Genomic DNA, 25,483 nt, shown 5'->3' with positions numbered 1-25,483 from the left:
ATATGAAATAATATTTCTTTTAAACAATTTTATTATACCTCTTATGAATTATAATTTCAAGTATTTATCGAAATAAATTTAATAAATGAATTATTGTTTCACTAGTTATCACTTTTACAGATTATTTACCATATTCAAAATAGCCTACATTTTGTATTATGCTAGATGAGATAAATAAAAAAACACGTCAAACGTGTTCAAAGGTTATAATATTCATACTTGGCTAGCTCACTTAAGTCATATGGTGTATCTTGATAGACTGCATAATTAAGCCAGTTTGAAAAGAAAAGACTGGCTGCACTGGACCAATTCATCTGAGGCGTTTGGCTGGGATCATCATGAGGATAATAGTGATCTGGTACATGACCGCTTGTCAGTTTATCTCGCTGATATTCAAAATCAAGTGTCATTCGGTCATACTCTAGATGACCAAAGCTGTAGACTTCACGTAGATTTTTTTTGGCGACGATAGACAGGCCTGATGTCTCACCATAGGACAAGATATCAAAATCCTGTGGCAGATCTTGCGCATCAGTTTCTGTGCTACGTGAGTGGGGGCTGAAAAATACATCATCGAATCCCCTAAATAAAACATGCTTAGGATTTTCTACAGATTGCTCGTAAACCCCCCATAGTTTTTCAGCTAAGGCGTGTTTAGCTATCCCATATCTCGCATATAAGCCAGCCTGTGCCCCCCAACAGATATGTAGCGTTGAATAGACGTGCGAACGTGACCACTCAAAAATAGCCGTTAATTCATCCCAATAATCGACTGCTTCAAATGCTAAATCCTCAACAGGTGCACCCGTGACGATCATACCGTCATAATAGTCTGTGGCAATCTCGTCAAAACGCTTATAAAAGGTATCTAGATGATTTTGTGTGATATTTTTTGATTTATGACTGGTCATATGCAAAAAATCGACTTTGACTTGTAAAGGAGTATTAGATAATAGTGCTAAAATTTGCGTTTCTGTGACCATTTTTCGTGGCATAAGATTGACGACTAGGATGTTCATTGTTCGAATATCTTGATGACTAGCCCGCGCTTCATCCATTACAAAAATATTATCAGCTTCTAATAATTTAACAGCAGGCAATTGTTTATTAATTTTTACTGGCATCCCTTTACCTCCTATTTTTATATCATCTTTATATTTTAGCATGTTTCCCCATTGTTTTAAGCCATGGGTAACTTATATAAGGGTATTAAAAAAAACTATAAATAGTTTTAATCGTTTAGTGCTTGATAAAGTGGAAATAATGTGTCAAATGTTGCTAAGATGTAGGCTTGCGGATCAGTTTCCCATAAAGTGGCATCTCTTTTTATCACACGGCCAACTTCAAACTCCCCTTTTTTGACAGCTTTTAGTCGCTTAATAGCAGCTTCAATCCCTTGCGTTACTGGGAAATAATCAGGTTTTGTATGGTCGCTCGAGTAGACAAAATCATCTGGAAAGGTATGGTGATTCGTTAGATAAGTCGCATACTTTTCTTTATTAGCTGGATTATCGATGATCGATAAGTACATGAATACGTAGTCTTCCCATATCCCTAACTGTAAATGGGCTTGTGACTTATAGCCTCTTTTATTGTTAGAAATAGCCGACCAGGTACTTTCCGGGGCATATCTTGAGCGTCTTCTATGTTGGGCAATATGGACAAATGTTTCCTGTCCAGTATAAGCCGTTAGCCGCTCAGCAACTGCTGTCATGATATCTGAAAATATGGGCTGAATATCCGAGCGAATGGCGACCATCCGCTCTTCTAATCCTGCAACATCAAATACCTTAAAAGAGGTATCATCAAAACACTTCATCTAAAAAACCTTCCAAATCTTAACTTAATGCCTAGGCGATTGCATAGGGCAGTGATATACATTTATGTAGCGAAGACATCTTGCCTGGCATACAAGCCTTGTATACCACATTTATCCTGCTTGATAGACAACCTTACCATTACAGATCGTATAGGCGATGACGCCTTGTAATGCTTCTCCGACAAATGGTGAATTACTAGCTTTTGATGCAAAATCGTCTGTAATAATCTTGACAGCTTGCGCATCAAAAATAAGCAGATCTGCTGGTCCGTTTTCTGCTAGGTAGCCAGCGTCAAACTGATAGAGTTTAGCAGGGTTACTTGTCATTTTTTCAAGTAATTGCATCAGTGATAAATGGCCTGGTGCAACTAAATGCGTCATACCGAGTGCTAAAGCAGTCTCTAAACCTGTCATTCCTGAAGGTGCCTTGATCAATTCCTGGTCTTTTTCTTCATGTGTATGTGGGGCATGATCAGTTGCAATCAGGTCAATCGTGCCATCTTGCAGTCCGACAATCAACTTTTCAATATCAGATTGACGACGAAGGGGCGGATTGAGTTTAGCATTTGATGCATGTGTCAAAATCGCCTGTTCAGTCATCGAAAAATGCTGAGGTGTGACTTCTGCTGTGATATTTGCACCTAAAGATTTTGCAAATCTAACCACATCCACTGACTGACCTGCAGATAGATGCTGGAAATGCACACGCGCTTGTGTATCAAGCGCTAGCATGGCATCACGCGCAACCATGCTGTACTCAGAAACGCTCGGTGCACCTGTCACACCACACTTGTGCGAAATCTCTCCATCATTTATACCCAACACACCTGTTAACTGTGGGTCCTCTTCATGCAGGGATAAAACGGTATCATGCGTGACAGCTAACTGCATGGCTTGACGGACTTTCCCAGCATCAGTAAAGGGAATGCCATCGTCAGAAAAGCCGACAGCGCCTGCTGATAAGAGGCTAGCAAAATCAGTCAGATGTTGCCCATCAAATTTATCCGTAATCGTCGCCACACTTTTGACGTGGATTGCTTCACGTGCACCTGACGTTAAAACCTCAGTTAAGGTATCGACTGTTGATACTGTTGGATTCGTATTAGCCATCATCACAACCGTCGTAAAGCCACCACGTGCAGCAGCAAGTGCACCCGTATGTATATCCTCTTTGTGGGTCTGACCTGGTTCTCTAAAATGAACATGCACATCTATTAGGCCAGGCGCGACAATTTTGCCGCTAGCATCAATCACTTCAGCATCAGCAACCGAGATATGTTCACCGATTTTAATAATTTTTCCATCTTCGATTAAGAGATCACAAATACCATCAAATTGGCTTTTGGGATCCATGACACGTCCATTTTTTATGAGTAGCATGTGTGTGAGGCCCTTTCTATACAATTCAGTCAAGTTCAGAGATTAAAAGTTGATTAATCCTGCCAAGTCGTTTGATTTTCTTTAAACTTCTTCAACAACTGTAACTCATCAGCATCTACGTAACCGATTACTTTCGCAATTTCAATCAGATCAGAATAAGTTGATAAGGTAAGTAATGGTAAATCAGCTTTTTTAAAGTTTTCGATCCCACGTGCTAATTCGTAGGTAAAGATTGCTGCAACACCTAAAACATCAGCGCCTTCACGAGTGGCAGCTTCAGCAGTCCCAATGACAGAGCCACCTGTTGAAATCAAGTCTTCTATAATGACCATTTTTTGATTTTTAACGATACGACCTTCAACCTGGTTACCTGCACCATGATCTTTAGCTTTAGAGCGGATATAAACCATCGGTAAGTCTAGAATTTCAGCAACCCATGCTGCATGGGGCACACCACCAGTAGCGGCACCAGCGATCACTTCAACCTCTGGAAATTCCGCACGAATACGGTCTGCAAAACCTTGCGCAATTCTACGACGTACTTCTGGGTATGAAATCGTAATTCTATTATCTGTATAGATAGGTGATTTAATCCCACTCGCCCATGTAAATGGATTTGTTGGTTGGAGAAAGACCGCCTTAATATCGAGTAGGTCCTTGGCAATTTCACGTGATAATGTTTGCATGTTGTGCTCTCTTTCAAATATAGTCTGTTATCATTTTAGCATAAGATTTGGAGAATTGTTACTGCTAATCCAGCTATTGTTATCGTTTAAATTCTTTATCTACTGCAACTAGTGCCGTATGAACGACTTGATCCATATCATAATATTGATAATTACCTAAGCGCCCACCGATGATCACTTTATCCAACTTGTTTGCCAACTTACGGTACTGTTTGAACAAGGCAGAATTTTTCTGATCATTTATTGGGTAATAGGCTTCCTTACTACTGTCCCATTCCTGGGGATACTCATGTGTCAAAATAGACACATCGGCGTCTCCTTTTTGGTCAAAATGTCGCCATTCCATTATTCGCGTGTAGGGTGTCTCACCATCTGTATAGTTAATTACAGCATTTCCTTGTGCGTTATCAGTTTGTAACACCTCAGACTCAAATCGAACACTTCTATAGGCTAATTCCCCAAACTTGTAATCAAAGAACTGATCGATCATACCAGTATAGACCAGTCGTGGAAATTCTGACAGATAGGTTGCCTTATCGGTAAAGAAATCTGTATCTAGCTGAATATCAATCAACTCATGATCCAGTAGTTTATCAAATATGACTGTATAGCCCTCTACTGGTAGACCTTGATACCGATGGTTAAAATAATTATTATCAAAGGTAAAGCGGATCGGCAAGCGACGAATGATAAAACTTGGTAACTCAGTTGCTTCACGTCCCCACTGCTTTTCAGTATAGCCTTTTATCAGTTTTTCATAAATCTCAGTTCCAACAAGTGAAATCGCTTGTTCTTCTAAATTTTTAGGACTACCTTTTATAGCAGCTGCTTGACGCTGCTTAGTAATTTCAGCCTGGGCTTCTTCTGGTGTTTTAACGCCCCACATCTGGTAAAACGTCTGCATATTAAAAGGTAAATTATAAAGCTCACCTTTATAATTTGCCAGGACTTGATGCGTGTACTGTTTAAATTCAGTAAACTGATTCACATAATTCCAAACTAACTTGTTATCCGTATGGAAGATATGTGCGCCATAATCGTGGACAGTAATCCCATGTGCTTTATGCGTATACAGATTACCGCCAACATGACTGCGACGGTCAATAATTAAACTGCGTTTGCCACGCTGTGCTGCTTCATGAGCAAAAATAGCACCAAATGGTCCTGCACCAACGATGAGGTAGTCATAATTTTTGATATTGTATTGACCTGTCAACCTCATTCACCTAGCGCTTCAGATTTTTCTAGCCATTGTTCTTCTGCATCTTCTTTTTCAAGGGACAAGCTATCTAAGTCTCTTTGCAGGTCATTTAGTGCCACAAAGTCTTCTGAAGCGGCTACCATGTCAATATGGAGCTGATCGATTCTGTCATCTAACCTGCTTAATTGTGCTTCAAGTTCTGCTACTTCACGTGTCAATTTTCGACGCCATTTTTGATCTGCTTTGGCATCTTGATAACTTGACGGTTTGTCTTTTTGACGTATTTCATCAGCTTCCGCATTTAAAAGCGCCTCAATTTCAGCTTCTTCTGCCTTTTTCTCAAGATAATAATCGTAGTCACCTAGATAGAGTTTGCTACCAGTGGCTGATATTTCTAAGACTTTATCTGCAACCCGATTAATAAAATATCTGTCATGACTAACAAATAAGAGCGTCCCATCAAAGTCAATCAGGGCATTTTCTAAGACTTCTCGACTATCAATATCTAAATGGTTGGTTGGCTCATCCAAAACAAGGAAATTATCCCGATGCATCGATAGCTTGGCTAGTAGCAAGCGGGCCTTCTCACCACCAGATAACATGCCAACTGATTTTTGTACATCATCACCTGAAAATAGGAAAGCGCCTAGCCTATTTCTAATTTCAACCTCAGGAATCAGCGTATGTTGCTGCCAAAGTTCTTCTATAACCGTATTTGAGACAGTTAAATCCCGCTGTTCTTGGTCATAGTAACCCATAGAAACGTTTGCCCCAAGTTTGATCTCACCATCAATCAGCGGTAGTTTACCCACAATCGATTTGATTAGGGTTGACTTACCGATCCCATTCGGTCCGACAATCGCAATAGCATCATACTTACGTTCTTCTAGGTTAATTGGGCTGGATAGGACAGTTGTATCATACCCTATAGCACCGGCATTTATCGTGAGTACCACATTGCCTGACTCAACTTCAGGTGAGAACGTAAAATGCGCTGACTTATCACTGCCAACTGGCTGATCTAAGCGATCCATCTTCTCTAGTTTCTTACGCCTAGACTGAGCACGTTTGGTTGTCGATGCACGCGCAAGATTACGATTGACAAAGTCTTCTAGACTGGCAATTTCTTTTTGTTGTTTATCATACTGTTTGGCTTGCGCTGCTAATTTTTCAGCCTTAAGTGCGATGTACTTACTATAATTACCAGCAAATTTGTCAAGTTTACCCCGAGATAACTCTAGTGTTTCAGTCGTCACTTTATCTAAAAAATAACGGTCATGACTGACAATCAAAATCGCACCGTGATAATTTTTTAAATAATTTTCTAACCAAAGTAAGGTTTCAATGTCTAAGTGGTTAGTTGGTTCATCTAATATCAAAAGCTGTGGATTTTCAAGTAAGATCTTAGCTAAGGCAAGCCGTGTTTTTTGTCCACCAGAGAGGCTCATGACCTCACGGGGCCAAAAATCCTGATCAAATTTAAAGCCGTTTAAGACATTTTTAATATCGGATTCATAGGTAAATCCCTTATTTTGACGAAAGTCTTCTGTTAACACATCATAGCGCGTCATCAAACTAGCTAACGCCTCTCCTGTCAAATCACCCATTTGAGCTTCCATGAGACGCAACTGCTTTTCTTGATTGATTTGCACCTCAAAAACACTTAACATTTCATCGTAAATTGTACGATCTGATGAGAAGGTCGTTTCTTGTGCTAGATAGGACATGGTCAACTGCTTCATTTTTGAGATATCACCCAAGCTAGGGGTTTCCACGCCAGCAATTATTTTTAATAAGGTCGATTTTCCAGCACCATTTCGACCAACAAGCGACACGCGGGAATTATCTTGTATGGTAAAATTTATTTTTTCAAATAAAACATCTGCACCAAAAGTTCGAGAAATATTGTTTCCTTGTAGTAAAATCATAAGTCTATTCTATCATAACTCCTAATCTTTATCTAATCACTAAGCCATTTTGTTTGACAACTTCACAAAGATTTGGTAATCTATTCACAAAGAATACTTATGGAGGTACCATCACTAATGGTCGTAACAAAATTTAATGAAGAACTACCTAAGGCTACTGCTAAGCGCTTGCCACAGTACTATCGCATTTTCAAGCAATTTGTGGCAGATAAAGTTGAGCGCACAAATTCTCAAGCAATCGCTAAAAAATTAGGGGTTGATTCAGCTACTGTTAGACGTGACTTTTCCCTTTTTGGTGAACTTGGCAGACGTGGTTATGGCTATGATACGCTCGCATTGCGTGACTTTTTTAGTAACTTACTAGGTGATTCAGCAGAAACGAATATTGCCCTTATCGGTGTTGGTAATTTAGGTCGTGCCTTGATCAACTACCGTTTCCATGATCGCAATAAAATGCGAATTACACAGGCCTATGATGTATCTGGTAACCCACTTGTCGGTACGACAACTGAGGATGGTATCCCAATCTATAACATTTCAGATCTTACAAAGAATCTTGCAGATGCCAACATCGAAACTGCAATTATCTCTGTTCAGAGTGACCGTGCCCAGGAAGTTGCGGATACCTTAATTCAGGCTGGTATTAAGGGGATCTTAAATTTCACACCAAGACGGCTAGAGGTGAGTGATGATATTACTGTCCAGTCAGTTGACTTGACTAGTGAGTTACAAACGCTATTATTTTTCATGCAAGATAAGAAAGAAACAACAAAGTAATTATGACAATTTTACAACCTATCATTGGAGTCGCTGCAAATGAAAGACGAGATGCTGGTGATGATATGGGGCATATGGCTATATCCTATAATCCTTCAGGCTATATCAAGGCTGTACAGATTGTTGGCGGGCTTCCCATCATGATTCCAATTGGTGATCCGCTAAGCGCTAAACGGTATATCTCTATGATTGATAAACTTGTCTTAGCAGGCGGCCAAAATGTAGCCCCTGAATTTTATGGGGAAGTAGAAACGATTAAGTCTAATGACTACAACCGGGAACGTGATGCCTTTGAACTTGCCCTGATTAACGAGGCAATCAAGCAGAATAAACCAATTATCGGTGTCTGTCGTGGCATGCAGCTCGTTAATGTCGCCCTTGGTGGGACACTTAACCAACACACACATCAACATTGGCAGGAAACACCAGTCACACAGACATCTCACGATGTGAGTATCCAAAAACACTCACCACTCGAAAAAGTGTATGGTCTTCGGGCACATGTCAATTCATTTCATCGTCAAAGTTTAAAAAAAGTGGCACCGCAACTTGAAGTCATCGCAAAATCACTCGGTGATAATGTGATAGAGGCTGTTCAGTCAACTGATCCCACTTTACGCTTTCTAGGCGTCCAATGGCACCCTGATTTCATGTATAATGTCCGCGAGGAAGATTTAGGCTTCTTTAGATATGCTGTTTTCAATTTATAACCGCTCACTTTATAGGCTAAAGATAAAACAAAAAAAGCATCTCAACATTTACTGAGATACTTAGGTTTCTCGTTACTTATTTTTCAGTTGCTCTTGTAATTCTTTTAGTTCTTTTCTTGTTTCATCTTGAGCATTGTCAACAATTTTTTTAACATCACTTCTCTTTACAGCCCAACCCGTAAACACACCAATGATATAAATTGCAAAAATCAAAATGAGTAAGGGGATGTCTAAAGAGAAGAAAATAATACTTAATTTTACTGACCCCATATTTTGAAAGCCAAAAATAAGGACTAAAATAAAGACGATTAATGATAAAACACGTTTTGGTGTTAAGATTTTCTTCATATTTTTCATCATAATTCTCCTATCCTTCTTAACTTATTATAATAAATAACTAGGCCAATATCAAGTAACTGCTCTTTATCTTTGTGGGTGGTGTTTTTTGGGGTAACCTCAAAAGCCGTCTAGTCAGTCGTGAGCCTAGTAAACCTACTTGCCCATGCTCTTTTACATATAATTAGGCAAAAAGGCCTCACGAGTCACTAATAAGGCCTCCTGTCCTTGAAGCTAGATCAGATCAAGGTATTTTCTTTAAATGAAAAATAGCAACCATCACCGACAATGATATGATCGATAAACTGGACACCAATTATGTCACAAGCACTTGCTATACGCTTTGTAAAGACTAAATCAGCATCAGAAGGATTTGGGTCTCCTGAAGGGTGATTATGGGCAACTAAGAGACTAGCTGCCAGTGTCTTAACCGCAAAATGAAGAATTTCTCTCGGATTAGCAGTAGCCGAATTAACTGTCCCTACAAAAATCGTCTTTTTCTTAATAATCTTGTTCTTGCCATCTAAATAAACGGCGACTAAATGTTCTTGATCAAAATCTGACATCTCATCAATCAGGATCGTCGCAAATTGTTGGGACCCTTTAACCTGTCCTTCTCTACTTCTTTCTGTCGTCTTAATTCTTTTGCCTAACTCTATCATCGCTCTGATTTCGACTGCTTTAGTCATGCCGATGCCAGAAATTGTCATCAATTCCTCAATACTCGACTTTCTAAAATTTTCAAGTGTGACGAAATGTTTTAAAATCTGACCTGCTAATTCTAAAACAGACAGTTTGGCTGTGCCAGTTCTTAATAAAATAGCGAGCAACTCTTGATCGGATAGGTAGGACTCGCCAAGCACGTTTAAGCGTTCACGTGGTAGCATCGGATACTCTGCTTCTCTTACATCATACATATTTTTCACCCTCTATATGTCTTATACGAAAAAAACAGGGATTATTTTCATTATTTTATAACTATTCCTACAATAGATATTGAAAAAACGGGTCAATTATGTTTTAATATAAAATGTCAAAACTTTTTGACATTCACATTGAAGCTAGAGGCCTCTGCTTTTAAAAACATATAGAAAGTGAGTAGTAAGGAAGTATTATGACAAAAAAACTAGTATTTATCAGCTTCTTTTTGCTACTCATCATATCATCTATTTTCATTGGATTAGTTAATGTGCCACCATTTGACATCAGTACTTGGACGAGTAGACAGCATCTTGTTCTACTTGCGTCAAGACTCCCTAGAACAATCAGTCTACTGATTGCCGGCGCAAGTGTCAGTGTATCAGGTCTTGTCATGCAAAATCTGATGCAAAATAAATTCGTTTCACCAAATACCGTTGGGACAATGGATAGTGCTAAATTAGGGATCGTTTTTGTGATGATTTTCCTACCAAATGCGACTAGCCTAACCAAAATGAGTATGGCATTTGTCTTCGCACTCTTAGGCACCAGCTTATTTTTACTCATGTCACGCTACATTATGAGTAAAAGTAGCATTATGTTACCTTTGGTTGGGATTATGTTCGGTAATATCATTGGTAGTATTGCAAACTTCTTTGCTTTTAAATATCAACTGGTACAGAACGTCACGTCTTGGTTGCAGGGAAACTTTTCGATTGTGATGCGCGGGTCTTATGAACTGCTTTATCTATCAATCCCTTTGTTTATTTTGATTTATCTGTTCGCCTATCAATTTACAATTATCGCGGCGGGTCAAGAAATGTCGACTAATTTAGGGATTTCATATCAAAAAATGCGCTTGTTTGGCGTAGGGATCGTCGCACTCACATCTAGTATTGTCCTTGTTAGTGTCGGTAATATTCCCTTTCTAGGCATTATCGTTCCAAACCTTGTGACCTTAAAGTTTGGGGATCAAATGAAAAAAAACCTGCCCTTGACAGCCTATTTCGGCGCTGCCTTCCTGATTATCTGCGATATCATTGGTCGGACAATCATTTCACCTTATGAAATTTCAGCCAGTTTAATCGTTGGTGTCTTAGGTAGTGTTTGCTTTATTGCACTCTTACTCAAAGAAGGTCGGAGACAAGCAAAATGAAGCTAAAATTAACCTATCTGATTTTAATACTTGCTGTTTTAGGGAGCTGTGCACTTTTTCTAACCTACCACACCTATGGGAACATCGAATTTGCTTTAGCGCTTCGCTTAAAAAAAATTCTGGGCTTTATCCTTGTTGGTATCGCTTGTAGTTTTGCAACAGTCAGCTTTCAAACCTTAACGCAAAATAAATTATTGACGCCTAATATTTTAGGTATGGATTCGCTTTATGTCATGTTGCAAACCCTATCTATCTTTCTATTAGGTAGTCATAACTTAACCTCCCTATCTAGCCTGGGTAACTTCTTCTTATCGATTGCCCTCATGATGTCGGTTAGCACGGTACTTGCCTTTTCACTATTAAGGCAGTTTAAGCATAACCTATTTCTCTTTCTGATGATTGGTATGATACTTGGGACATTTTTCGGAAATATCAGTAGTTTTCTACAAATTCTACTTGATCCTAATGAATATGATCATTTACAAGGCAAACTCTTCGCTAGTTTTAGCAATGTTAAAGCCGACCATTTATTGGTTGCCAGTATCATGATCGCCCTGCTCTGCCTCTTTTTATGGTGGTTAGCACCTCAGCTAGATGTCTTACATCTAGGGAATGATTATGCGGTGAATCTAGGCCTTGATGTAAGAGCGCTACAGCTAATGAGCTTGCTTGCAATCTCTGCCTTAGTTGGTGTATCTACTGCACTAGTTGGCCCCACTAGTTTTCTGGGCTTCATCGTGGCAAATATTAGCTACCAAATTACCAAGACTTATCGACATAGAGCGATATTTATCACAGGTAGTTTGATCGCGATATTACTTCTGGTATTTGGTGAGTTTCTTGTTGAACATATCTTTAGTTTCAATACAACCTTAAATGTCATCATTGAGTTTACTGGCGGGTGCTACTTTATCGGACAAATATTATATAAGAGAAATGGAAATAAGGGATGAAAATAGAAGGTCTTTCAAAGTCTTTTGGTAAGAAAACGATATTAGATGAGATCGATTTAACGATTAAAAAAGGCAAATTAACCGCCTTTATTGGCCCCAATGGTGCTGGAAAATCAACACTTCTAGCGACAATGAGTCGATTAATCCAGACAGAGACTGGTCACATCTACCTAGAAGGTAAGGATCTCAAATCCTTCAAATCTCGTGACCTGGCACAACAACTGTCTATTTTAAAACAGATGAATCATTTAAACATGAACATCACGATCTTTGAATTGGTTGCATTTGCTAGATTTCCTTATTCTAAGGGCAATTTAACACCAACTGATAAAGAGAAAATTAACTTATCCATTGCCCAACTCGGCTTAACCGAATTAGCAGAGGAAAATATTCAAAACTTATCGGGTGGGCAACTACAACGTGCTTACATCGCTATGATATTAGCACAAGATACAGACTATATCTTACTTGATGAGCCACTAAATAATCTAGATATGAATTTTGCAGTGCAGATGATGCAACTCCTTACCAAACTAGTCACAGAATTTGGTAAGACTGTGATCATCGTCTTACATGATATCAATTTTGCAGCAAGTTTTGCAGATGAGATCGTCGCCATGAAATCAGGTAAAATATTTGCCCATGATCAAACAGATCAGATCATTCATGAACATATTTTAAACCCGCTATATGAGATGTCAGTTCGTATAAAAGAAATAGAGGGTAAGAAATTTTGTCTGTATTTCTAGACAAATAACTTCCCACTATTTATATATTAAACAAATAAAGGAAAATAATTATGAAACTTGGTAAATTAATCACTGTCTTTACTGGGACACTACTACTTGGGACACTACTCGTTGCTTGTGGCACTAAAAAAGAGGCAACATCTGATAGTGCTAAAGAAACGACAACAACAAAGGCATTGCCTAAAAAAATAGAAGTGACAGATTCAAAAGGTAAAAAAATAACTGTTCCGACTCGCCCAAGTAAAGTTGTCGTATTTGATAATGGGTCACTAGATACAATAGAGGCTTTAGGTGAAAGTAAATCAGTTGCTGCTGTCGCAGTTAAAAACTTGCCTACTTATTTATCTAAATTTAAAACAGTTGCAAGTGCTGGTGGCCTAAAGGAACCTGATTTAGAGAAAATCAATTCACTACAACCTGATTTCATTATCATTTCTGGACGTCAAGAAAGTTTTAAAGCTGACTTAGAAAAAATCGCACCTGTTCTAGACTTAGCAATTGATACAACCAAAGTTTGGGAATCTACAAAAGCGAATATCATGACGATCGCGAGTATTTATGGTAAAACTGACGAAGCAACTAAGCAAGTTGCTAAATTAGAAAAAAACATCACGACATTGAAAGCAAAAGCTGAAAAATCAAAACTAGCAGCTTTAACTGTGATCTCAAATGAAGGTCAGCTAGCAGCATTCGGTGAAAAATCACGTTATGCCATTGTCAATGATACGTTTGGCTTCAAAAATGTTGATAGCACAATCAAAGCCTCTACTCATGGCCAACAAATCTCATTTGAGTATGTGCTCGAAAAAAATCCAGATGTCATATTCGTTGTCGATAGAACAAAAGCTATTGGTGGTGACAGCTCAGAAACTGCTGTAACTAACAATGAATTAGTGAAGAAAACAACAGCTGGTAAAAACAACAAAGTGATTGAACTTGATCCAAGTCTTTGGTACCTAAGTGGTGGCGGGATTAAATCAACACAACTCATGATCGACGGCGTTGAGAAAGCTTTTAAATAAGCGATCAATGATGATAGTCCGATTCACAAAGGAAGCACTTCAATGACGTGTTATCCATCATAAAACTCCCCATAAACTGGATTAGGTTCCAATATGGGGAGTTTTATTGTGCGCTAATTCTCGTATGAATTAAGTAACGGGTGACGCAGGATTACTTAGCTGGTCTTATCAACTACATGACTCACAATCGATGAAATTAAAAAAACAATCCTCAGAATATCTGAGCCATTGTCTTCTACTTATTGCATTACATCTGTCTTTATTTTCTTGCCTTTACCCTCTAAAATAGGCAACTGCACTCTCGAAAAGTTTCTGATCTTTATTACCAGGAATATTTTTAAATAAGCCTGCTTCATAGCGTTCAGAATGTCCCATTTTCCCTAGGATTTGTCCGTTTTTGCTGATAATGCCCTCAATCGCAGCGACAGAGCCATTAGGATTGTAAGCAGAGTCCATCGTTGCTTGTCCTTTAAAATCAACGTATTGGCTGATAATTTGACCATTCTTGCTTAGGTCTTCAAGGGCTTGAGGTGACACGACAAATTTGCCTTCACCATGCGAAACTGGAATGGCATGAATATCTCCTACTGCAACGCCTGTTAACCACGGTGAATTGGTATTAATTATCTTAGTCTCAACCATTTTAGCGACGTGCTGATTGGCATCATTATAGAAAAGTGTTGGCGACTGATCAGATAAGCTATCAAAGCTACCATATGGTAATAAGCCTGACTTAACCAAGGCTTGGAAGCCATTACAGATGCCAAGAATTAGGCCACCACGCGCGATAAATGCTTCGATAGCTGACTTGACAGCTTCATTTAATAAGATATTCACGATGAACTTAGCTGAGCCATCAGGTTCATCTGCTGCTGAAAATCCGCCTGCAAACATGAGGATATTTGCCTGCTCGATGTTAGCAACCATATCTTTGATTGACTCTGAAATGTCCATCGTCCTAAATGGAACAATCTTAGTCACAGCACCAGCAGCTTCAAATGCTTTTGCTGTGTCATACTCGCAGTTTGTCCCTGGGAATACTGGAATATAGACTAAAGGTGTGGCGACACGATGTGGTGCCTTGATTTGCGTGCTAGAGGGGGTCGTCTCAATCGCTTCAAGCTTAGCATTTTGATCAAATAAGGTTGGATAGACCGCTTCTAAAGGAGCTTCAAAACTAGCTAGTAAAGCATCACCTGAAAGTGAGACACCGTTAATATCAAGTAGAAAGTCCTCGGTAGTCTGACCGATCTTCTGTAAGCCTGCAATCTCATCGGGTGATGTGATAATGAAGCCCGCAAACTCAGCCTTAATCAAGTCGCTTACCTGAGCAAGATCAACTTTAGCGCCAATCTTGTTACCAAAAGTCATGAGAGAAATCGCTTCACCAACCCCACCAGCCTTGGTTGAAATCGCGGCTGTTATCTTGTACGATGCCTGTAAGTCAGATACTAAGTCAAAGTTTGCTTTAACCCTTGCCCAATCGATTGTTTCTGCAATCGCAATACCAGGAATATAGTAAATATGCTCATTTACAGCTTTCAATTCAGGCGACAAGATACGGTCCGCTTCAGACGTTGTCACGCCAAATGCGATAAGGGTTGGCGGTACTGTCAACTCTTCAAATGTCCCACTCATCGAATCCTTACCACCAATAGATGGCAAGCCTAATTGTTCTTGCGCTTCGATAGACCCAAGTAAAGCTGCGAGTGGTTTACCAAATCGTTCAGCTTGTTTATCCATGCGCTCAAAATATTCTTGGTAAGAAAAACGTGCGCTAGTCCAGTTGGCATTCGTTGCGACCAAACGTGCTGTTGCTTCAATTACTGCATAGGCTGCACCATGATAAGGTGACCATGAGGCAATCTCAGGATTATAGCCATGAGACAAAAGCGACACCGTATTTGTGACACCAGTAAGTACTGGTAATTTTTGGACAGAACTTTCAGCAGGTGTTAATTGGTAGCGACCACCGATAGGCTGAATCACAGTTGATCGACCGATTGAACTATCAAAGATTGTTTGCAAGCCTTTTTGTGAGGCAAAATTTAGCTGAGATAAAAGACCATTTAAATCCGTGTTTAAAGTATCTAAGCTTGTCGTTTTTTCAAATGGGATCGGTAAATCTGAGTCTGTCACAGTCGCATCAACGACAACACGCACGCCATTTGTATCTAGAAATGCGCGATCAATGTCAACGATTGTTTGCCCCTTCCAGAGCATCTTTAAACTCGCTTTTTCAGTCACTTGTGCAACTTGAACAGCTAAGATATTTTCCTTGGCACATTCAGAAATAAATTGGGCAACATCTTTAGCTGCAACGACGACTGACATCCGTTCTTGAGATTCTGAGATGGCAATTTCTGTTCCAGAAAGACCTTGATATTTTAAAGGCACTTTATCTAAGTCAATTTCAACACCATCAGCTAATTCACCGATTGCAACACAGACACCACCAGCACCAAAGTCATTTGATTTTTTGACAAGTTGCGTGACATCAGGATTACGGAAAAGGCGTTGAATTTTACGTTCTTCTATGGCATTCCCTTTTTGTACTTCAGCACCCGCTGTTTCCACTGTATCTTTGGTTTGCACTTTAGATGAGCCTGTTGCCCCACCTACACCGTCACGGCCAGTTTTACCACCGAATAAGATGATGGCATCGCCAGCTTGTGGTTTTAAGCGTAAGACATTTTCTTTTGGTGCGGCACCAACAACAGCTCCTGTTTCCAGACGTTTAGCTACAAATCCCGGATGGAAATATTCCTTAACATAGGTTGTCGCAAGGCCGATTTGATTACCGTATGAGCTATAGCCATGTGCTGCGCCTTTAGAGATAACTTGTTGGGGTAATTTGCCATGACGTGTTTCTGAAATTGGTGCAGTAATATCCCCTGCACCCGTGATGCGCATGGCTTGGTAAACATAAGCACGGCCTGACAAGGGGTCACGAATGGCACCACCGATACAGGTCGATGCCCCACCAAAAGGTTCAATCTCTGTTGGATGATTATGTGTTTCATTCTTGAACATGAGTAACCAGGGTTCTTTAACCCCATTCACATCGACTGAAATCTCTACACTACAGGCATTGATCTCATCAGAGACTTCCATGTCGTCCAAACGGCCGTTGGCACGCTCATAGCGACCAAAAATAGTCGCCAATTCCATTAAGGTCGTTGGCTTTTCAGTCCGCTTAATTTCCTTGCGCATATTCAGGTATTTATCAAAAGTAACTTGGAGTTGCCCTTTGAATTTTGACTGAGAGAAATCGATTGTTTTCAACTCAGTTTCAAATGTGGTGTGCCGCGTGTGGTCACTCCAGTATGTATCCAACACTTTTAACTCAGTTTCAGACGGATCACGCTTGACCTGTTTGAAGTAATCTTGTATCCAGAGTAAGTCAGCAACTTCCATGGCTAATGCGTAGCTAGCATGTAAGTCAGTAATTTGACTTGCTGTCATCGTAATGAAGCCAGCTAAAACAGGGATTGTATCAGCTGAACGTAGCATCTCTTCGTCATGAATGGCTTGATCGATTGCTTTAAAGCGTGAGTCGACACTATTAAGTTGATATCCTTTTATTTTTTCAAATTCAGCATCAGATAAATCAGCATTTAATAGATAGAGTTGTGCCGTTTTAACGACTGCATCTTTGTCTGCACCTAATAAAAATAAGGCTTCTTCTGCTGAGCTTGCACGTTGATCAAATTGGCCAGGAAGGGACTCGATGGCAAAAAACTTACTTTTATCTAGTGCTAGTTTTACTGTTTCCTCATCTAAGACATAGTCTGTCACTTTTTCAGAAAAAATCGTTTGCTCAGCAGTCGTTAGTAAATCATCTGTGACATGGAAAACATCATAAACTTGGACGATGTTAACTGATGTCAAAGTCGACAATTGCAGATTGTGCTGTAACTCATGTAATAGTGCTTGATTTTTCACCTTAAATTCTGGTTTTTTAGCAACAAAAATACGTTTTTTCACGAGATTATTTCCCCTCAAATTCTGTTTGTAAATCAGTAAGTACCCGTTGATAAATTGGGATTAGATCACCTAGATCACGTCGGTAAACATCTTTGTCGACATGGTTATTATCCACATCCCAAAGGCGGGATGTGTCGGGAGAAATTTCATCAGCTAAGATAATCGTCCCATCAGGCAAGCGACCAAACTCAAGTTTAAAATCAATCAATTTAAGGTCAATTTTAGCAAATAAGTCAGTCAAAATGAGGTCAATAGCTAAGGCATTTTCTTTCAACATGACGATTTCTTCATCACTTGCAATCTCTAAAAATTTAACATGGGCATCATTGATAAAGGGATCATCCAAGTCATCGTTTTTGTAATAAAATTCGACGATCGGTGTTGCTAATTTGATGCCCTCAGCAAGATCAAATCGCTTTGAAAATGACCCTGCAGTATAGTTACGCACGACAACTTCTAATGGAATAATATCAACTTTCGTATTCAATTGTTCGGTTTTAGAAATTTGCTCAATAAAATGGGTTGGGACACCACGACGATTTAACTCACGAAAGATCAAACTGGTAATTTGATTATTTAAGGCACCTTTACCTGAAATTTGATCCTTCTTTTTGCCATTAAGTGCTGTTGCTTGGTCTTTATACTGGGCAAGGACGATGCTATCGTCATCGGTTAGGTAAAGATTTTTTGCTTTGCCTTCATAAAGTAGTGTCCGTTTTTCAGTCATTTTATTCTCCTAATTTGATAATGACAGGTCTCACTTATGACACACGTCGTAAGTGTTTCATCTATTATATGACTATCATAACGTATATCAGTTTAGAAACCACAAAAAAACTGCCTAATTACAGCAGTTTTTACATTAACGTTCGGATTATAAGAGATTGATAAGGAAAACAGACATCGTATGTTCATGTATTGCTAAAAAATCAACCAACTATTTTTGTGTGTTAGTAGTCTAAATTATCTGCATGACCAGCTGCATTACCGACAAAATAACCTGTTTTACAATTGATAGATACAAGATAAGTCCCATCAGTTTTGTAAAGATTATAGTAGCCATTTCCTTTTTGGATACTGGCTGGTAAGAGAATATAGGCATCTCCTGTAATATAACCACGATCACGACATTTTTGTAAGACTAATTCTCTAATACCACTCGCCCAGACAAAAGCAGCATCACTTAAGTTGGCATTTGGATCTACTGGGACACGTGATCTACCTGTTTCAAGTGTGATTGCAGGATATTGCGCTTGATATTGTGCAGTTGTTAGCCCATATCCAGCTGAAGCGCCGCCACCGTTTGTTGCAGGTGCGGTCGACTGATTAGTTCCAGTATTAGCTTGATTCATCGAACCAGCTGCCTGATTAGTTGCACCATCAGCTTGATTCGTCGTTGTGTTTGACGTTTCCGGTGTTACAACAGGTGCTGCAGCAGAAGCAGCCGCTGCAGATTTTGCTTTCTCAGCTTGTTGGGATTGACCATGTGCGATCGCTTCTTTCAACAAACTATTTAACCCATCATTTTCAGTAGCAGTATAGCTTAGCTTAACGCCATCTTTTACGACAGCAGTCTTATCTAGAACACCATCCACAATGATGGCCTTATCAAAGTTTGCATTCATCGCTTCGGTAACTGAAATCTCAGTTTTAAGCGCATCGACCTTCTTTTTCAAAGACTGATAATCAGCGTTAGCTTTCAACTTGTCTACTGCACTGACTAATTCACCTATTTTAGCAAATTGGTCATTTTTAAGTTTTGTTTGTTTATCATCAGTAAAAAAGCCAGCATATTGTTGATCAAATGCTTTTGTTGCTTTAGCCTCTTCAGATTTTTTCTGACTTGACTGACTCGTTTTATCAGCTTCTTTTTGCTTGGACTGATTAAGGTTAGCCCAAACTAAGCCCCCAGCAGCCAATAATATCAAGGCACAGATACCAATGATGACTGGTTTTTTGCTCTTTTTAGGTTCAGCTACAGGAGTCTTCGAAGCCCCAACAGGTTCTTGCTGCTCAGATAGTTGATCTTCTGCTAAAGCTGAATCTAAGCCCGTATTATCTTCTACGATTAATGGTGGCACAGTAGAGATTTCAGAAAATGTGTCAGACTTTGTGTCAACAACTGCTGATACTGCTACTTCTTCAGCTGTTTTTAAGTCATCAACCGGTGTAGCATCATCAAGTTTAGGCTGATTTGTATCCGTCTGTGCTTCCTCAGCAGTATCAAAGTCAATCGACCCAACACTTACTGCTGCGTCATCTGCTGCTAGCAGCACAGTATCAAAACTACCTTGGATTTCAGGGAATACAGGGTCAACCTCCTGTGACGCCTCAGTTGCTTTAACTGATTCAGACGCGACCTGATGCGCTGACTCTGATCCATCATGAGCTTCTGTATCACTATCTGTTATTGCTGTATCCGTTGCATCCGCCTGACTGTCAACCACTGACGTATCAGATGTGTCAGAAACCGAAGCATCAGAACCATCTAGGCTACTGTCAGACACTGGTGCTTCAGATCCATCTAGGCTACTGTCAGACACTGGTGCTTCAGATACGTCTAGGCTTTTATCAACACCTGATAGATCGCTCTCTGGCGTATTGGCATCTTCTCTAGCTGTTCTAACAAATTGATCTAATGCATTGGCAGCTTCAACCGTTTTTGCATGTCTGTCCTTTTTAGCACTCTCAATTTCAGAACGGTGTTGGCGAATATATCGATCAAGCGTACTTTCTTTATCCTTATTTTCAGATGCTAATGTATCAGACTGCGCCGCAATCTGTTCCACTGTTAAATTTTCAACATCTTTTAAGGCAATTGTCTTCTCTTTAAAAGTTGATTTTTTCTTTTTTTTAGCCATATTATTTTATTCTCTTACCAAAATACTGGTATAAATCTGTTCGAAGTCTACCATTATAAAGTTTTCGTTTTTTAGTTGCCTGACTACCATAGTGCTCTTCAAATAATAAATCACTTGTGATGATATATTTACTCCAAGTTTCAAGTGGTTTAAAGGTATCACCCATTTCCTCATATAATTGGAAAGCAGCTGTTTCATCACCAAGTCGTTCACCATAAGGTGGATTTGAAATCAAGACACCATCCAGTTTATCCGTCCGAAAATCTTGTAATCTCAATTGCTTAAATTTGACAATACCCTCTAAACCGATTTCCAAAGCATTTTCTTGCGCAATCTGAATCATTCTGCCATCAACATCAAAGCCTGAGATGTCCAAATCAGCATCATAGTTTGCTTTACTTTCAGCTTCATCACGGACTTTTTTAAAGATCTCGTCTTCAAACCATGGCCATGCTTCAAAAGCAAAGTCACGATTAAAGCCTGGCGCAATGTTCATACCGATCAAGGCAGCCTCTATACAAAAGGTCCCTGATCCACATGTTGGATCAACAAAGGGACGTGACATATTCGCACGCCAGTTGGTTAACATAATGATGGCCGCTGCCATATTTTCTTTGATTGGTGCACCACCTTTATCAACACGATAGCCTCGTTTGAAGAGGGAATCACCCGTTGTATCGATCATAATCGTTGCAACATCCTTATGTAAAGCGACTTCTATCGAGAACAAGGCACCTGTCTCAGGAATCGGCACATTTTCAGGACGATGATAATGCACTTGTAATTTTTTAGCGATCGCTTTTTTAGTGATGGCTTGAATACTAGGCTCATTATGGAGGGTAGATTTGATTGCCTTAGCTTTGGCAATCGGAAATTGTGCACCAAAAGGTAATAGGTCTTCCCACGGTAATGCGGTTACCCCTTCAAACAAGTCATCAAACGTTTTTGCAGGAAATTCCCCTACAATAATCTTAACGCGGTCTGCTGTTCTTAACCACAAATTTGCTGTCGCAATTGTTTCTTTCGTACCAGAAAATAAGACACGAGACCGATCGTCCATTTTGGTTTCAATGCCTAAGTCTCGTAATTCTTTTGCTGTCAAACTTTCAAGGCCTGCTGCTGCTGTTGCAACTAAATTAAAATTATTTTTCATTTTATCTTTTCTATCTTTTTTACTAGACCATTTGCAAAATTTCAAAAAGGGCTGGAGCTTTACGCTCCAGCCCCTGTCATCCAGTTTTCTATAAGCCATGTTTTGTTCCAGTTAACGCTTGTGCGTTAACCTTCGATAATCATCTGTCTGTTATGTTAAAGAACCCTTTAACATAACCTCGTCGTACGTTCAATTCCGCGTGACAAGTGCCCCTACCATAAGTTTGGGTTGCTCGCTTGAGGGGTTTACCACGTTCCACTTGCTAAGTTTCCAAAGCAACTCGTCTCTATGGCACTTTTACAGAATTTGTCGCATATTTTCCTAGGAAAACTTAGCTAAAATTCAGCCGTTAGGTCTGACACACCTACCCAGGCTTATTGTTTCGCCTAGCACAAACACTGCGGGCAATCTCAGCCCGCGCGAGCATGGACTTTCCTCACGACTCACAAGGGTAAACCCAAGAAGTCGCGCAATTATCCAAAAACTGGTTGTTAAATTGTCTTAAATCTACTTGACGCCTAGTGATTTAAAGTCACTAGGCTGTTGTTTATTCAGCAGGTGTTGCTTGCTCTGAATTTGCTTGCATCGGTTGTGCTTGCGGGCCAAAAACAGCACGCTCCAAACGATTTAAGCGTTTTAGAATGTCAAAATTATTGGCCGATTTCATGGTCACACGACCACCAGCAAGCGCATCAGTTGTTGCACTTGCAGCTGGAGTTGACGCGATTGGGTTAAAGCGTTGTGTGTTTTCAGATACAGCAACATGAGGTGTAGCCGCCGCATTTTGAACTTTTTTCTTCAAAAATTCATTTTCTTCTTGTAGAGAAAGAATTTCTTCTTGAAATTTTTCATAATCAACGATGACTTCATCTAATAAATCATTTACTTGATCCTTATCGTAGCCACGCATTTTCACATCAAACTCTGCATCATAAATATCTTTAGGGGTTAAATTATAAGTTGCCATTATTTAAAAATCTCACTATTTCTTTTTCGTTATACTTCCAATCTTACCAAAAAAAAAATCTATTTACAAGGGCCAGCCTCTAGTTGAGCAAAAGAATTTAATAGTGACGACTATAGCCAACGATCCTATTATTTTTTTATAGCAATACTAACCTCTAACTATTTTTAAACAAATTATCTATTGGTTTTTTCCCATCCCCTACTCAGAAAGGGTCCAGTCATGCTTGATTTGTTTATAAGCTAAGGCTGGGTCTATGACTTGTGTGATTGGTCTACCAACCACGATAAAATCACTGCCGATAGCTCTTGCTTGACTTGGTGTCATGACACGTTTTTGGTCACCAATGGCTGCACCGATTGGTCTGATGCCAGGGGTTAAACAGATAAACTCTGACGTCGTTGCTTGTTTGATTATGGCAACTTCTTGTGCTGAACAGACAACACCTGCAAGTCCAGCTTCCTGCGTTTTTTTCGCATAATGGATGACTGAATCCGTCAAACTGCTTTGAATATTTTGAAAATCATGCATTTGTTGCTCGCTTGTTGAGGTTAACTGGGTGACGGCGATTAATTTAGTCGTGCCTGCCAACCCATCCAGGGCTTCCGACATCATATCAACGCCTCCAGCTGCATGAACGTTAGTCAAATCAACACCGAGATGTCTGATGACCTTCATAGCTGACTTGACAGTGTTTGGAATATCATGAAGTTTTAAATCTAGAAAGACATCATGACCCAGAGACTTCATATACTTGATGATGTCTGGTCCAGCTGCATAGAATAATTCCATCCCGACTTTAAGATACAATTGCTCATCTACTTCAAATTTACTAAGAAACGATTTAACCTCGTCCATTCCTGCAAAGTCCATAGCAATAACTGGTCTGTTTTCTGTATATTTACCCACGAATTTCCTCCTGACAGTTTTTTACAAAACTAGCTAAATCTGTTATCCCATATTTATCCATTAAGGTTGGCAGATTATCTATTATTTTAGGACAAGCAAATGGATCTGTAAAGTTTGCTGTCCCGATACCGATAGCCGATGCACCTGCAATCATCATTTCTAAGGCGCTTTCTGCAGAATCAACGCCTCCCATACCGATAATGGGTAAACTGGATTGCTGGGCAACCTGGCGAATGAGTTTAAGCGCTACTGGAAAAATAGCTGGTCCTGACATGCCACCTGTCCCATTTGCAATGATTGGTTGTCGTGTTTGCAAACTATATCTTGTGCCAACCAAGGTATTAATCATGGTAAAGCCTGTCGCACCTGCATCTTCTACTGCCTTAGCAACAGTAGCAATGTCCGATACAGAAGGGGTTAACTTAACATAGACAGGGACTTCTGAGACAGCTACCGCAGCTTTAACTGCAGCATAGGCTAATTCAGGAACCTGACCAATCAGCAAGCCCTGATTGCCATGATCGACATTGGGACAAGAGATATTAAGTTCAATAGCTGTCACGTTTTTGACACGACTGATTTTTTCACTCACGATGGCATACTCTTCGTTTGAAAAACCTGCAACATTTGCAATAATCGGCAGCTCAGGAAAATGGGTCGCAAGCCAAGGTAGTTTGTCAGCGATAACTGCATCGACACCTGGATTTTGCAAGCCAATCGCATTTAGCATTCCTGATGGCGTTTCAGCGACACGTGGTGTTGGATTACCAAAACGTGCAATAGCCGTTGTTGCCTTGATCATAATTGAACCTAAACGCTCTAAGTCATAATACTTGGCATATTCCTGTCCAAATCCGAAACAGCCTGACGCAGGTATAATCGGATTCTTCAAGTCCAGCCCTGGTAGTTGAATCGCTAATCTATTTTCTGTCATCAGATAACCACCTCACCAACTCTGAAAATTGGGCCTTCATCACAAACTTTTAGAGATTTCTGACCCGTTTCATCTCCTGCAACATGAACGACACAGGCATAGCAGGCTCCCATACCACAGGCCATACGCGCTTCCATCGAGATAAAGGCGTTTGGATGTGTTTCAGTACGACTGGCAACAGCTTTGAGCATCCCTTGTGCACCACACGCATAAATCGCATCATAACTCATGAGATCAAGATCATCCATTAATAAGCCAACATTTCCTTTTTGACCATATGAGCCATCATCTGTTACAATCTCAAGGTGTGATGAGGCAGCTGCAAACTCAGCTTCTAAAATAACGGCTGATTCTTGTGCAAATCCTAAAAGCACTGTTACTGCTATACCAGTTGCAGTCAGGTCTTTTGCTAACTGGACTAAGGGGGGAGTACCGATACCACCACCTATAATCAGGGCTTTCACATTCGGAAAAGGCCCTGTCATATCAAAGCCATTGCCGAGTGGCCCCATCACATCTATTGTTTGTCCTGCTTGCATCTCAGCAACGACTGCAAGGCCCGGACCCTCAACTCGGTAAATAATAACACAACTTTTATCGGTCTTGTTATATTCAGAAATAGAGATAGGTCGACGTAAAATTTTATCTGGACTCGGTACTCGGATATGTAAGAATTGGTCGGGTGCTGTGATATCTGATACGATTTCACCTTTTAAGACCATTCTAAATACACGTGGTGCGATGTTTATATTTGACACAATCAACATGTCTTCTTGTAAAATCATCATAACCTTTCTTAGCTAGTAGGCTTTTCATATCATGAAAAGTTAAGTGGGTCGATATGCCTGATAACAGTGTGAGAAGGTGACTACCTTTCTCAGAAAAACAAAAAACCGTAGAAAAATCCTACGGTTCGCTTTGATCTTGATCTGCAACCTTATCACGCTCTCGGCATGACTTAAAGGACTTTAGACTAGTATACCAAAATTAGGGATAGATGCCAAGCTATTTTTCAAAGATGAGACTGTAAGTCATGGCGC

The 25,483-nt window shown here is 39.8% G+C and carries 22 protein-coding genes and 1 other RNA gene; 6 read left to right on the top strand and 17 right to left on the bottom strand.

Annotation, left to right across the window (positions count from 1 at the left end):
- Nucleotides 1-197: 197 nt before the first annotated feature.
- The 6 genes from RU86_RS10310 to RU86_RS10285 form a co-directional block, all read right to left on the bottom strand.
- Nucleotides 198-1,124, bottom strand: coding sequence for a homoserine O-succinyltransferase (locus tag RU86_RS10310; protein WP_096815243.1), 927 nt, complete (start codon nt 1,122-1,124; stop codon nt 198-200).
- A 107-nt stretch (nt 1,125-1,231) separates the two neighbouring features.
- Nucleotides 1,232-1,819 (bottom strand): DUF1054 domain-containing protein, encoded by a 588-nt coding sequence (locus tag RU86_RS10305; protein WP_096815224.1) that lies wholly within the window; start codon nt 1,817-1,819, stop codon nt 1,232-1,234.
- 111 nt (nt 1,820-1,930) lie between these two features.
- A complete protein-coding gene (locus tag RU86_RS10300; RefSeq protein WP_096815223.1) occupies nt 1,931-3,199 on the bottom strand; it encodes a dihydroorotase in 1,269 nt (422 codons plus the stop codon).
- Nucleotides 3,200-3,252: 53 nt separating this feature from the next.
- Nucleotides 3,253-3,885 (bottom strand): orotate phosphoribosyltransferase, encoded by a 633-nt coding sequence (gene pyrE, locus RU86_RS10295; RefSeq protein WP_047915408.1) that lies wholly within the window; start codon nt 3,883-3,885, stop codon nt 3,253-3,255.
- A gap of 79 nt (nt 3,886-3,964) precedes the next feature.
- Nucleotides 3,965-5,107: a UDP-galactopyranose mutase gene (gene glf, locus RU86_RS10290; RefSeq protein ID WP_096815222.1), complete on the bottom strand. Its 1,143-nt coding sequence runs from the start codon at nt 5,105-5,107 to the stop codon at nt 3,965-3,967.
- Nucleotides 5,104-7,014, bottom strand: coding sequence for an ABC-F family ATP-binding cassette domain-containing protein (locus RU86_RS10285; protein WP_096815221.1), 1,911 nt, complete (start codon nt 7,012-7,014; stop codon nt 5,104-5,106). Before RU86_RS10285 ends, glf begins: the two co-directional genes overlap by 4 nt.
- Nucleotides 7,015-7,131: 117 nt before the next feature.
- Here RU86_RS10285 and RU86_RS10280 point away from each other — a divergent pair, with 117 nt between their 5' ends.
- Both RU86_RS10280 and RU86_RS10275 read left to right on the top strand, forming a co-directional pair.
- Nucleotides 7,132-7,791: a redox-sensing transcriptional repressor Rex gene (locus tag RU86_RS10280; RefSeq protein ID WP_096815220.1), complete on the top strand. Its 660-nt coding sequence runs from the start codon at nt 7,132-7,134 to the stop codon at nt 7,789-7,791.
- 2 nt (nt 7,792-7,793) lie between these two features.
- Nucleotides 7,794-8,501 (top strand): gamma-glutamyl-gamma-aminobutyrate hydrolase family protein, encoded by a 708-nt coding sequence (locus RU86_RS10275; RefSeq protein ID WP_047915406.1) that lies wholly within the window; start codon nt 7,794-7,796, stop codon nt 8,499-8,501.
- A gap of 72 nt (nt 8,502-8,573) precedes the next feature.
- Here RU86_RS10275 and RU86_RS10270 read toward each other — a convergent pair whose 3' ends face one another.
- Together RU86_RS10270 and radC are read right to left on the bottom strand one after the other, a co-directional pair.
- Entirely contained in the window at nt 8,574-8,858 is a 285-nt protein-coding gene (locus tag RU86_RS10270; RefSeq protein ID WP_179296276.1) for a LapA family protein, read from the bottom strand.
- A 218-nt stretch (nt 8,859-9,076) separates the two neighbouring features.
- Nucleotides 9,077-9,754, bottom strand: coding sequence for a RadC family protein (gene radC, locus RU86_RS10265; protein ID WP_096815218.1), 678 nt, complete (start codon nt 9,752-9,754; stop codon nt 9,077-9,079).
- A 197-nt stretch (nt 9,755-9,951) separates the two neighbouring features.
- Here radC and RU86_RS10260 point away from each other — a divergent pair, with 197 nt between their 5' ends.
- The 4 genes from RU86_RS10260 to RU86_RS10245 are packed head-to-tail and all read left to right on the top strand — an operon-like array spanning nt 9,952 to nt 13,635.
- Entirely contained in the window at nt 9,952-10,911 is a 960-nt protein-coding gene (locus RU86_RS10260; protein WP_096815217.1) for an ABC transporter permease, read from the top strand.
- On the top strand, nt 10,908-11,864 hold the full coding sequence (locus RU86_RS10255) for an iron chelate uptake ABC transporter family permease subunit (RefSeq protein ID WP_096815216.1): 957 nt from the start codon (nt 10,908-10,910) through the stop codon (nt 11,862-11,864). The genes RU86_RS10260 and RU86_RS10255 overlap by 4 nt, the downstream gene beginning before the upstream one ends.
- Nucleotides 11,861-12,613: an iron ABC transporter ATP-binding protein gene (locus RU86_RS10250; protein WP_096815215.1), complete on the top strand. Its 753-nt coding sequence runs from the start codon at nt 11,861-11,863 to the stop codon at nt 12,611-12,613. Before RU86_RS10255 ends, RU86_RS10250 begins: the two co-directional genes overlap by 4 nt.
- Nucleotides 12,614-12,663: 50 nt before the next feature.
- Complete coding sequence (locus RU86_RS10245) at nt 12,664-13,635, top strand: siderophore ABC transporter substrate-binding protein (RefSeq protein ID WP_096815214.1); 972 nt, start codon at nt 12,664-12,666, stop codon at nt 13,633-13,635.
- Between the two features lie 273 nt (nt 13,636-13,908).
- On the opposite strand, the gene RU86_RS10240 is transcribed toward RU86_RS10245, so the two are convergent.
- The 9 genes from RU86_RS10240 to RU86_RS10200 all read right to left on the bottom strand — a co-directional run bounded on the left by RU86_RS10240 (nt 13,909) and on the right by RU86_RS10200 (nt 25,228).
- Nucleotides 13,909-17,622, bottom strand: a complete 3,714-nt coding sequence (locus tag RU86_RS10240) for a phosphoribosylformylglycinamidine synthase (protein ID WP_096815213.1) — start codon at nt 17,620-17,622, stop codon at nt 13,909-13,911.
- A 4-nt stretch (nt 17,623-17,626) separates the two neighbouring features.
- A complete protein-coding gene (gene purC, locus RU86_RS10235) occupies nt 17,627-18,349 on the bottom strand; it encodes a phosphoribosylaminoimidazolesuccinocarboxamide synthase (RefSeq protein ID WP_096815212.1) in 723 nt (240 codons plus the stop codon).
- Between the two features lie 223 nt (nt 18,350-18,572).
- Complete coding sequence (locus tag RU86_RS10230) at nt 18,573-20,483, bottom strand: cell division site-positioning protein MapZ family protein (protein WP_096815211.1); 1,911 nt, start codon at nt 20,481-20,483, stop codon at nt 18,573-18,575.
- Nucleotide 20,484: 1 nt separating this feature from the next.
- Entirely contained in the window at nt 20,485-21,636 is a 1,152-nt protein-coding gene (locus tag RU86_RS10225) for a THUMP domain-containing class I SAM-dependent RNA methyltransferase (protein ID WP_096815242.1), read from the bottom strand.
- A gap of 86 nt (nt 21,637-21,722) precedes the next feature.
- Nucleotides 21,723-22,121, bottom strand: an RNA gene (rnpB, locus tag RU86_RS10220) — RNase P RNA component class B.
- Between the two features lie 62 nt (nt 22,122-22,183).
- Nucleotides 22,184-22,603 carry a DivIVA domain-containing protein gene (locus RU86_RS10215; RefSeq protein ID WP_096815210.1) on the bottom strand — a complete coding sequence of 140 codons (420 nt, stop codon included), beginning with the start codon at nt 22,601-22,603 and terminating at the stop codon, nt 22,184-22,186.
- 198 nt (nt 22,604-22,801) lie between these two features.
- On the bottom strand, nt 22,802-23,509 hold the full coding sequence (gene pyrF / locus RU86_RS10210) for an orotidine-5'-phosphate decarboxylase (RefSeq protein ID WP_096815209.1): 708 nt from the start codon (nt 23,507-23,509) through the stop codon (nt 22,802-22,804).
- Nucleotides 23,502-24,443: a dihydroorotate dehydrogenase gene (locus tag RU86_RS10205; protein WP_096815208.1), complete on the bottom strand. Its 942-nt coding sequence runs from the start codon at nt 24,441-24,443 to the stop codon at nt 23,502-23,504. Before RU86_RS10205 ends, pyrF begins: the two co-directional genes overlap by 8 nt.
- Nucleotides 24,443-25,228 carry a dihydroorotate dehydrogenase electron transfer subunit gene (locus RU86_RS10200; RefSeq protein WP_096815241.1) on the bottom strand — a complete coding sequence of 262 codons (786 nt, stop codon included), beginning with the start codon at nt 25,226-25,228 and terminating at the stop codon, nt 24,443-24,445. Before RU86_RS10200 ends, RU86_RS10205 begins: the two co-directional genes overlap by 1 nt.
- Nucleotides 25,229-25,483 lie beyond the last annotated feature (255 nt).

Source organism: Pseudolactococcus piscium (assembly GCF_002441695.1).
Taxonomy (GTDB): domain Bacteria; phylum Bacillota; class Bacilli; order Lactobacillales; family Streptococcaceae; genus Pseudolactococcus; species Pseudolactococcus piscium.
Note: the sequence above shows the minus strand (reverse complement) of the source record. Positions and strands in the feature narration are given on the sequence as shown.

Coding starts and splice junctions, on each gene's coding strand:
- RU86_RS10285 (WP_096815221.1), bottom strand. CDS start 7,014: ATGATTTTACTACAAGGAAACAATATTTCTCGAACTTTTGGTGCAGAT.
- purC (WP_096815212.1), bottom strand. CDS start 18,349: ATGACTGAAAAACGGACACTACTTTATGAAGGCAAAGCAAAAAATCTT.
- RU86_RS10225 (WP_096815242.1), bottom strand. CDS start 21,636: ATGAAAAATAATTTTAATTTAGTTGCAACAGCAGCAGCAGGCCTTGAA.
- RU86_RS10270 (WP_179296276.1), bottom strand. CDS start 8,858: ATGAAAAATATGAAGAAAATCTTAACACCAAAACGTGTTTTATCATTA.
- RU86_RS10310 (WP_096815243.1), bottom strand. CDS start 1,124: ATGCCAGTAAAAATTAATAAACAATTGCCTGCTGTTAAATTATTAGAA.
- RU86_RS10215 (WP_096815210.1), bottom strand. CDS start 22,603: ATGGCAACTTATAATTTAACCCCTAAAGATATTTATGATGCAGAGTTT.
- RU86_RS10305 (WP_096815224.1), bottom strand. CDS start 1,819: ATGAAGTGTTTTGATGATACCTCTTTTAAGGTATTTGATGTTGCAGGA.
- RU86_RS10300 (WP_096815223.1), bottom strand. CDS start 3,199: ATGCTACTCATAAAAAATGGACGTGTCATGGATCCCAAAAGCCAATTT.
- RU86_RS10255 (WP_096815216.1), top strand. CDS start 10,908: ATGAAGCTAAAATTAACCTATCTGATTTTAATACTTGCTGTTTTAGGG.
- RU86_RS10200 (WP_096815241.1), bottom strand. CDS start 25,228: ATGATTTTACAAGAAGACATGTTGATTGTGTCAAATATAAACATCGCA.
- pyrE (WP_047915408.1), bottom strand. CDS start 3,885: ATGCAAACATTATCACGTGAAATTGCCAAGGACCTACTCGATATTAAG.
- glf (WP_096815222.1), bottom strand. CDS start 5,107: ATGAGGTTGACAGGTCAATACAATATCAAAAATTATGACTACCTCATC.
- RU86_RS10250 (WP_096815215.1), top strand. CDS start 11,861: ATGAAAATAGAAGGTCTTTCAAAGTCTTTTGGTAAGAAAACGATATTA.
- RU86_RS10275 (WP_047915406.1), top strand. CDS start 7,794: ATGACAATTTTACAACCTATCATTGGAGTCGCTGCAAATGAAAGACGA.
- radC (WP_096815218.1), bottom strand. CDS start 9,754: ATGTATGATGTAAGAGAAGCAGAGTATCCGATGCTACCACGTGAACGC.
- RU86_RS10280 (WP_096815220.1), top strand. CDS start 7,132: ATGGTCGTAACAAAATTTAATGAAGAACTACCTAAGGCTACTGCTAAG.
- RU86_RS10245 (WP_096815214.1), top strand. CDS start 12,664: ATGAAACTTGGTAAATTAATCACTGTCTTTACTGGGACACTACTACTT.
- RU86_RS10205 (WP_096815208.1), bottom strand. CDS start 24,443: ATGACAGAAAATAGATTAGCGATTCAACTACCAGGGCTGGACTTGAAG.
- RU86_RS10230 (WP_096815211.1), bottom strand. CDS start 20,483: ATGGCTAAAAAAAAGAAAAAATCAACTTTTAAAGAGAAGACAATTGCC.
- RU86_RS10260 (WP_096815217.1), top strand. CDS start 9,952: ATGACAAAAAAACTAGTATTTATCAGCTTCTTTTTGCTACTCATCATA.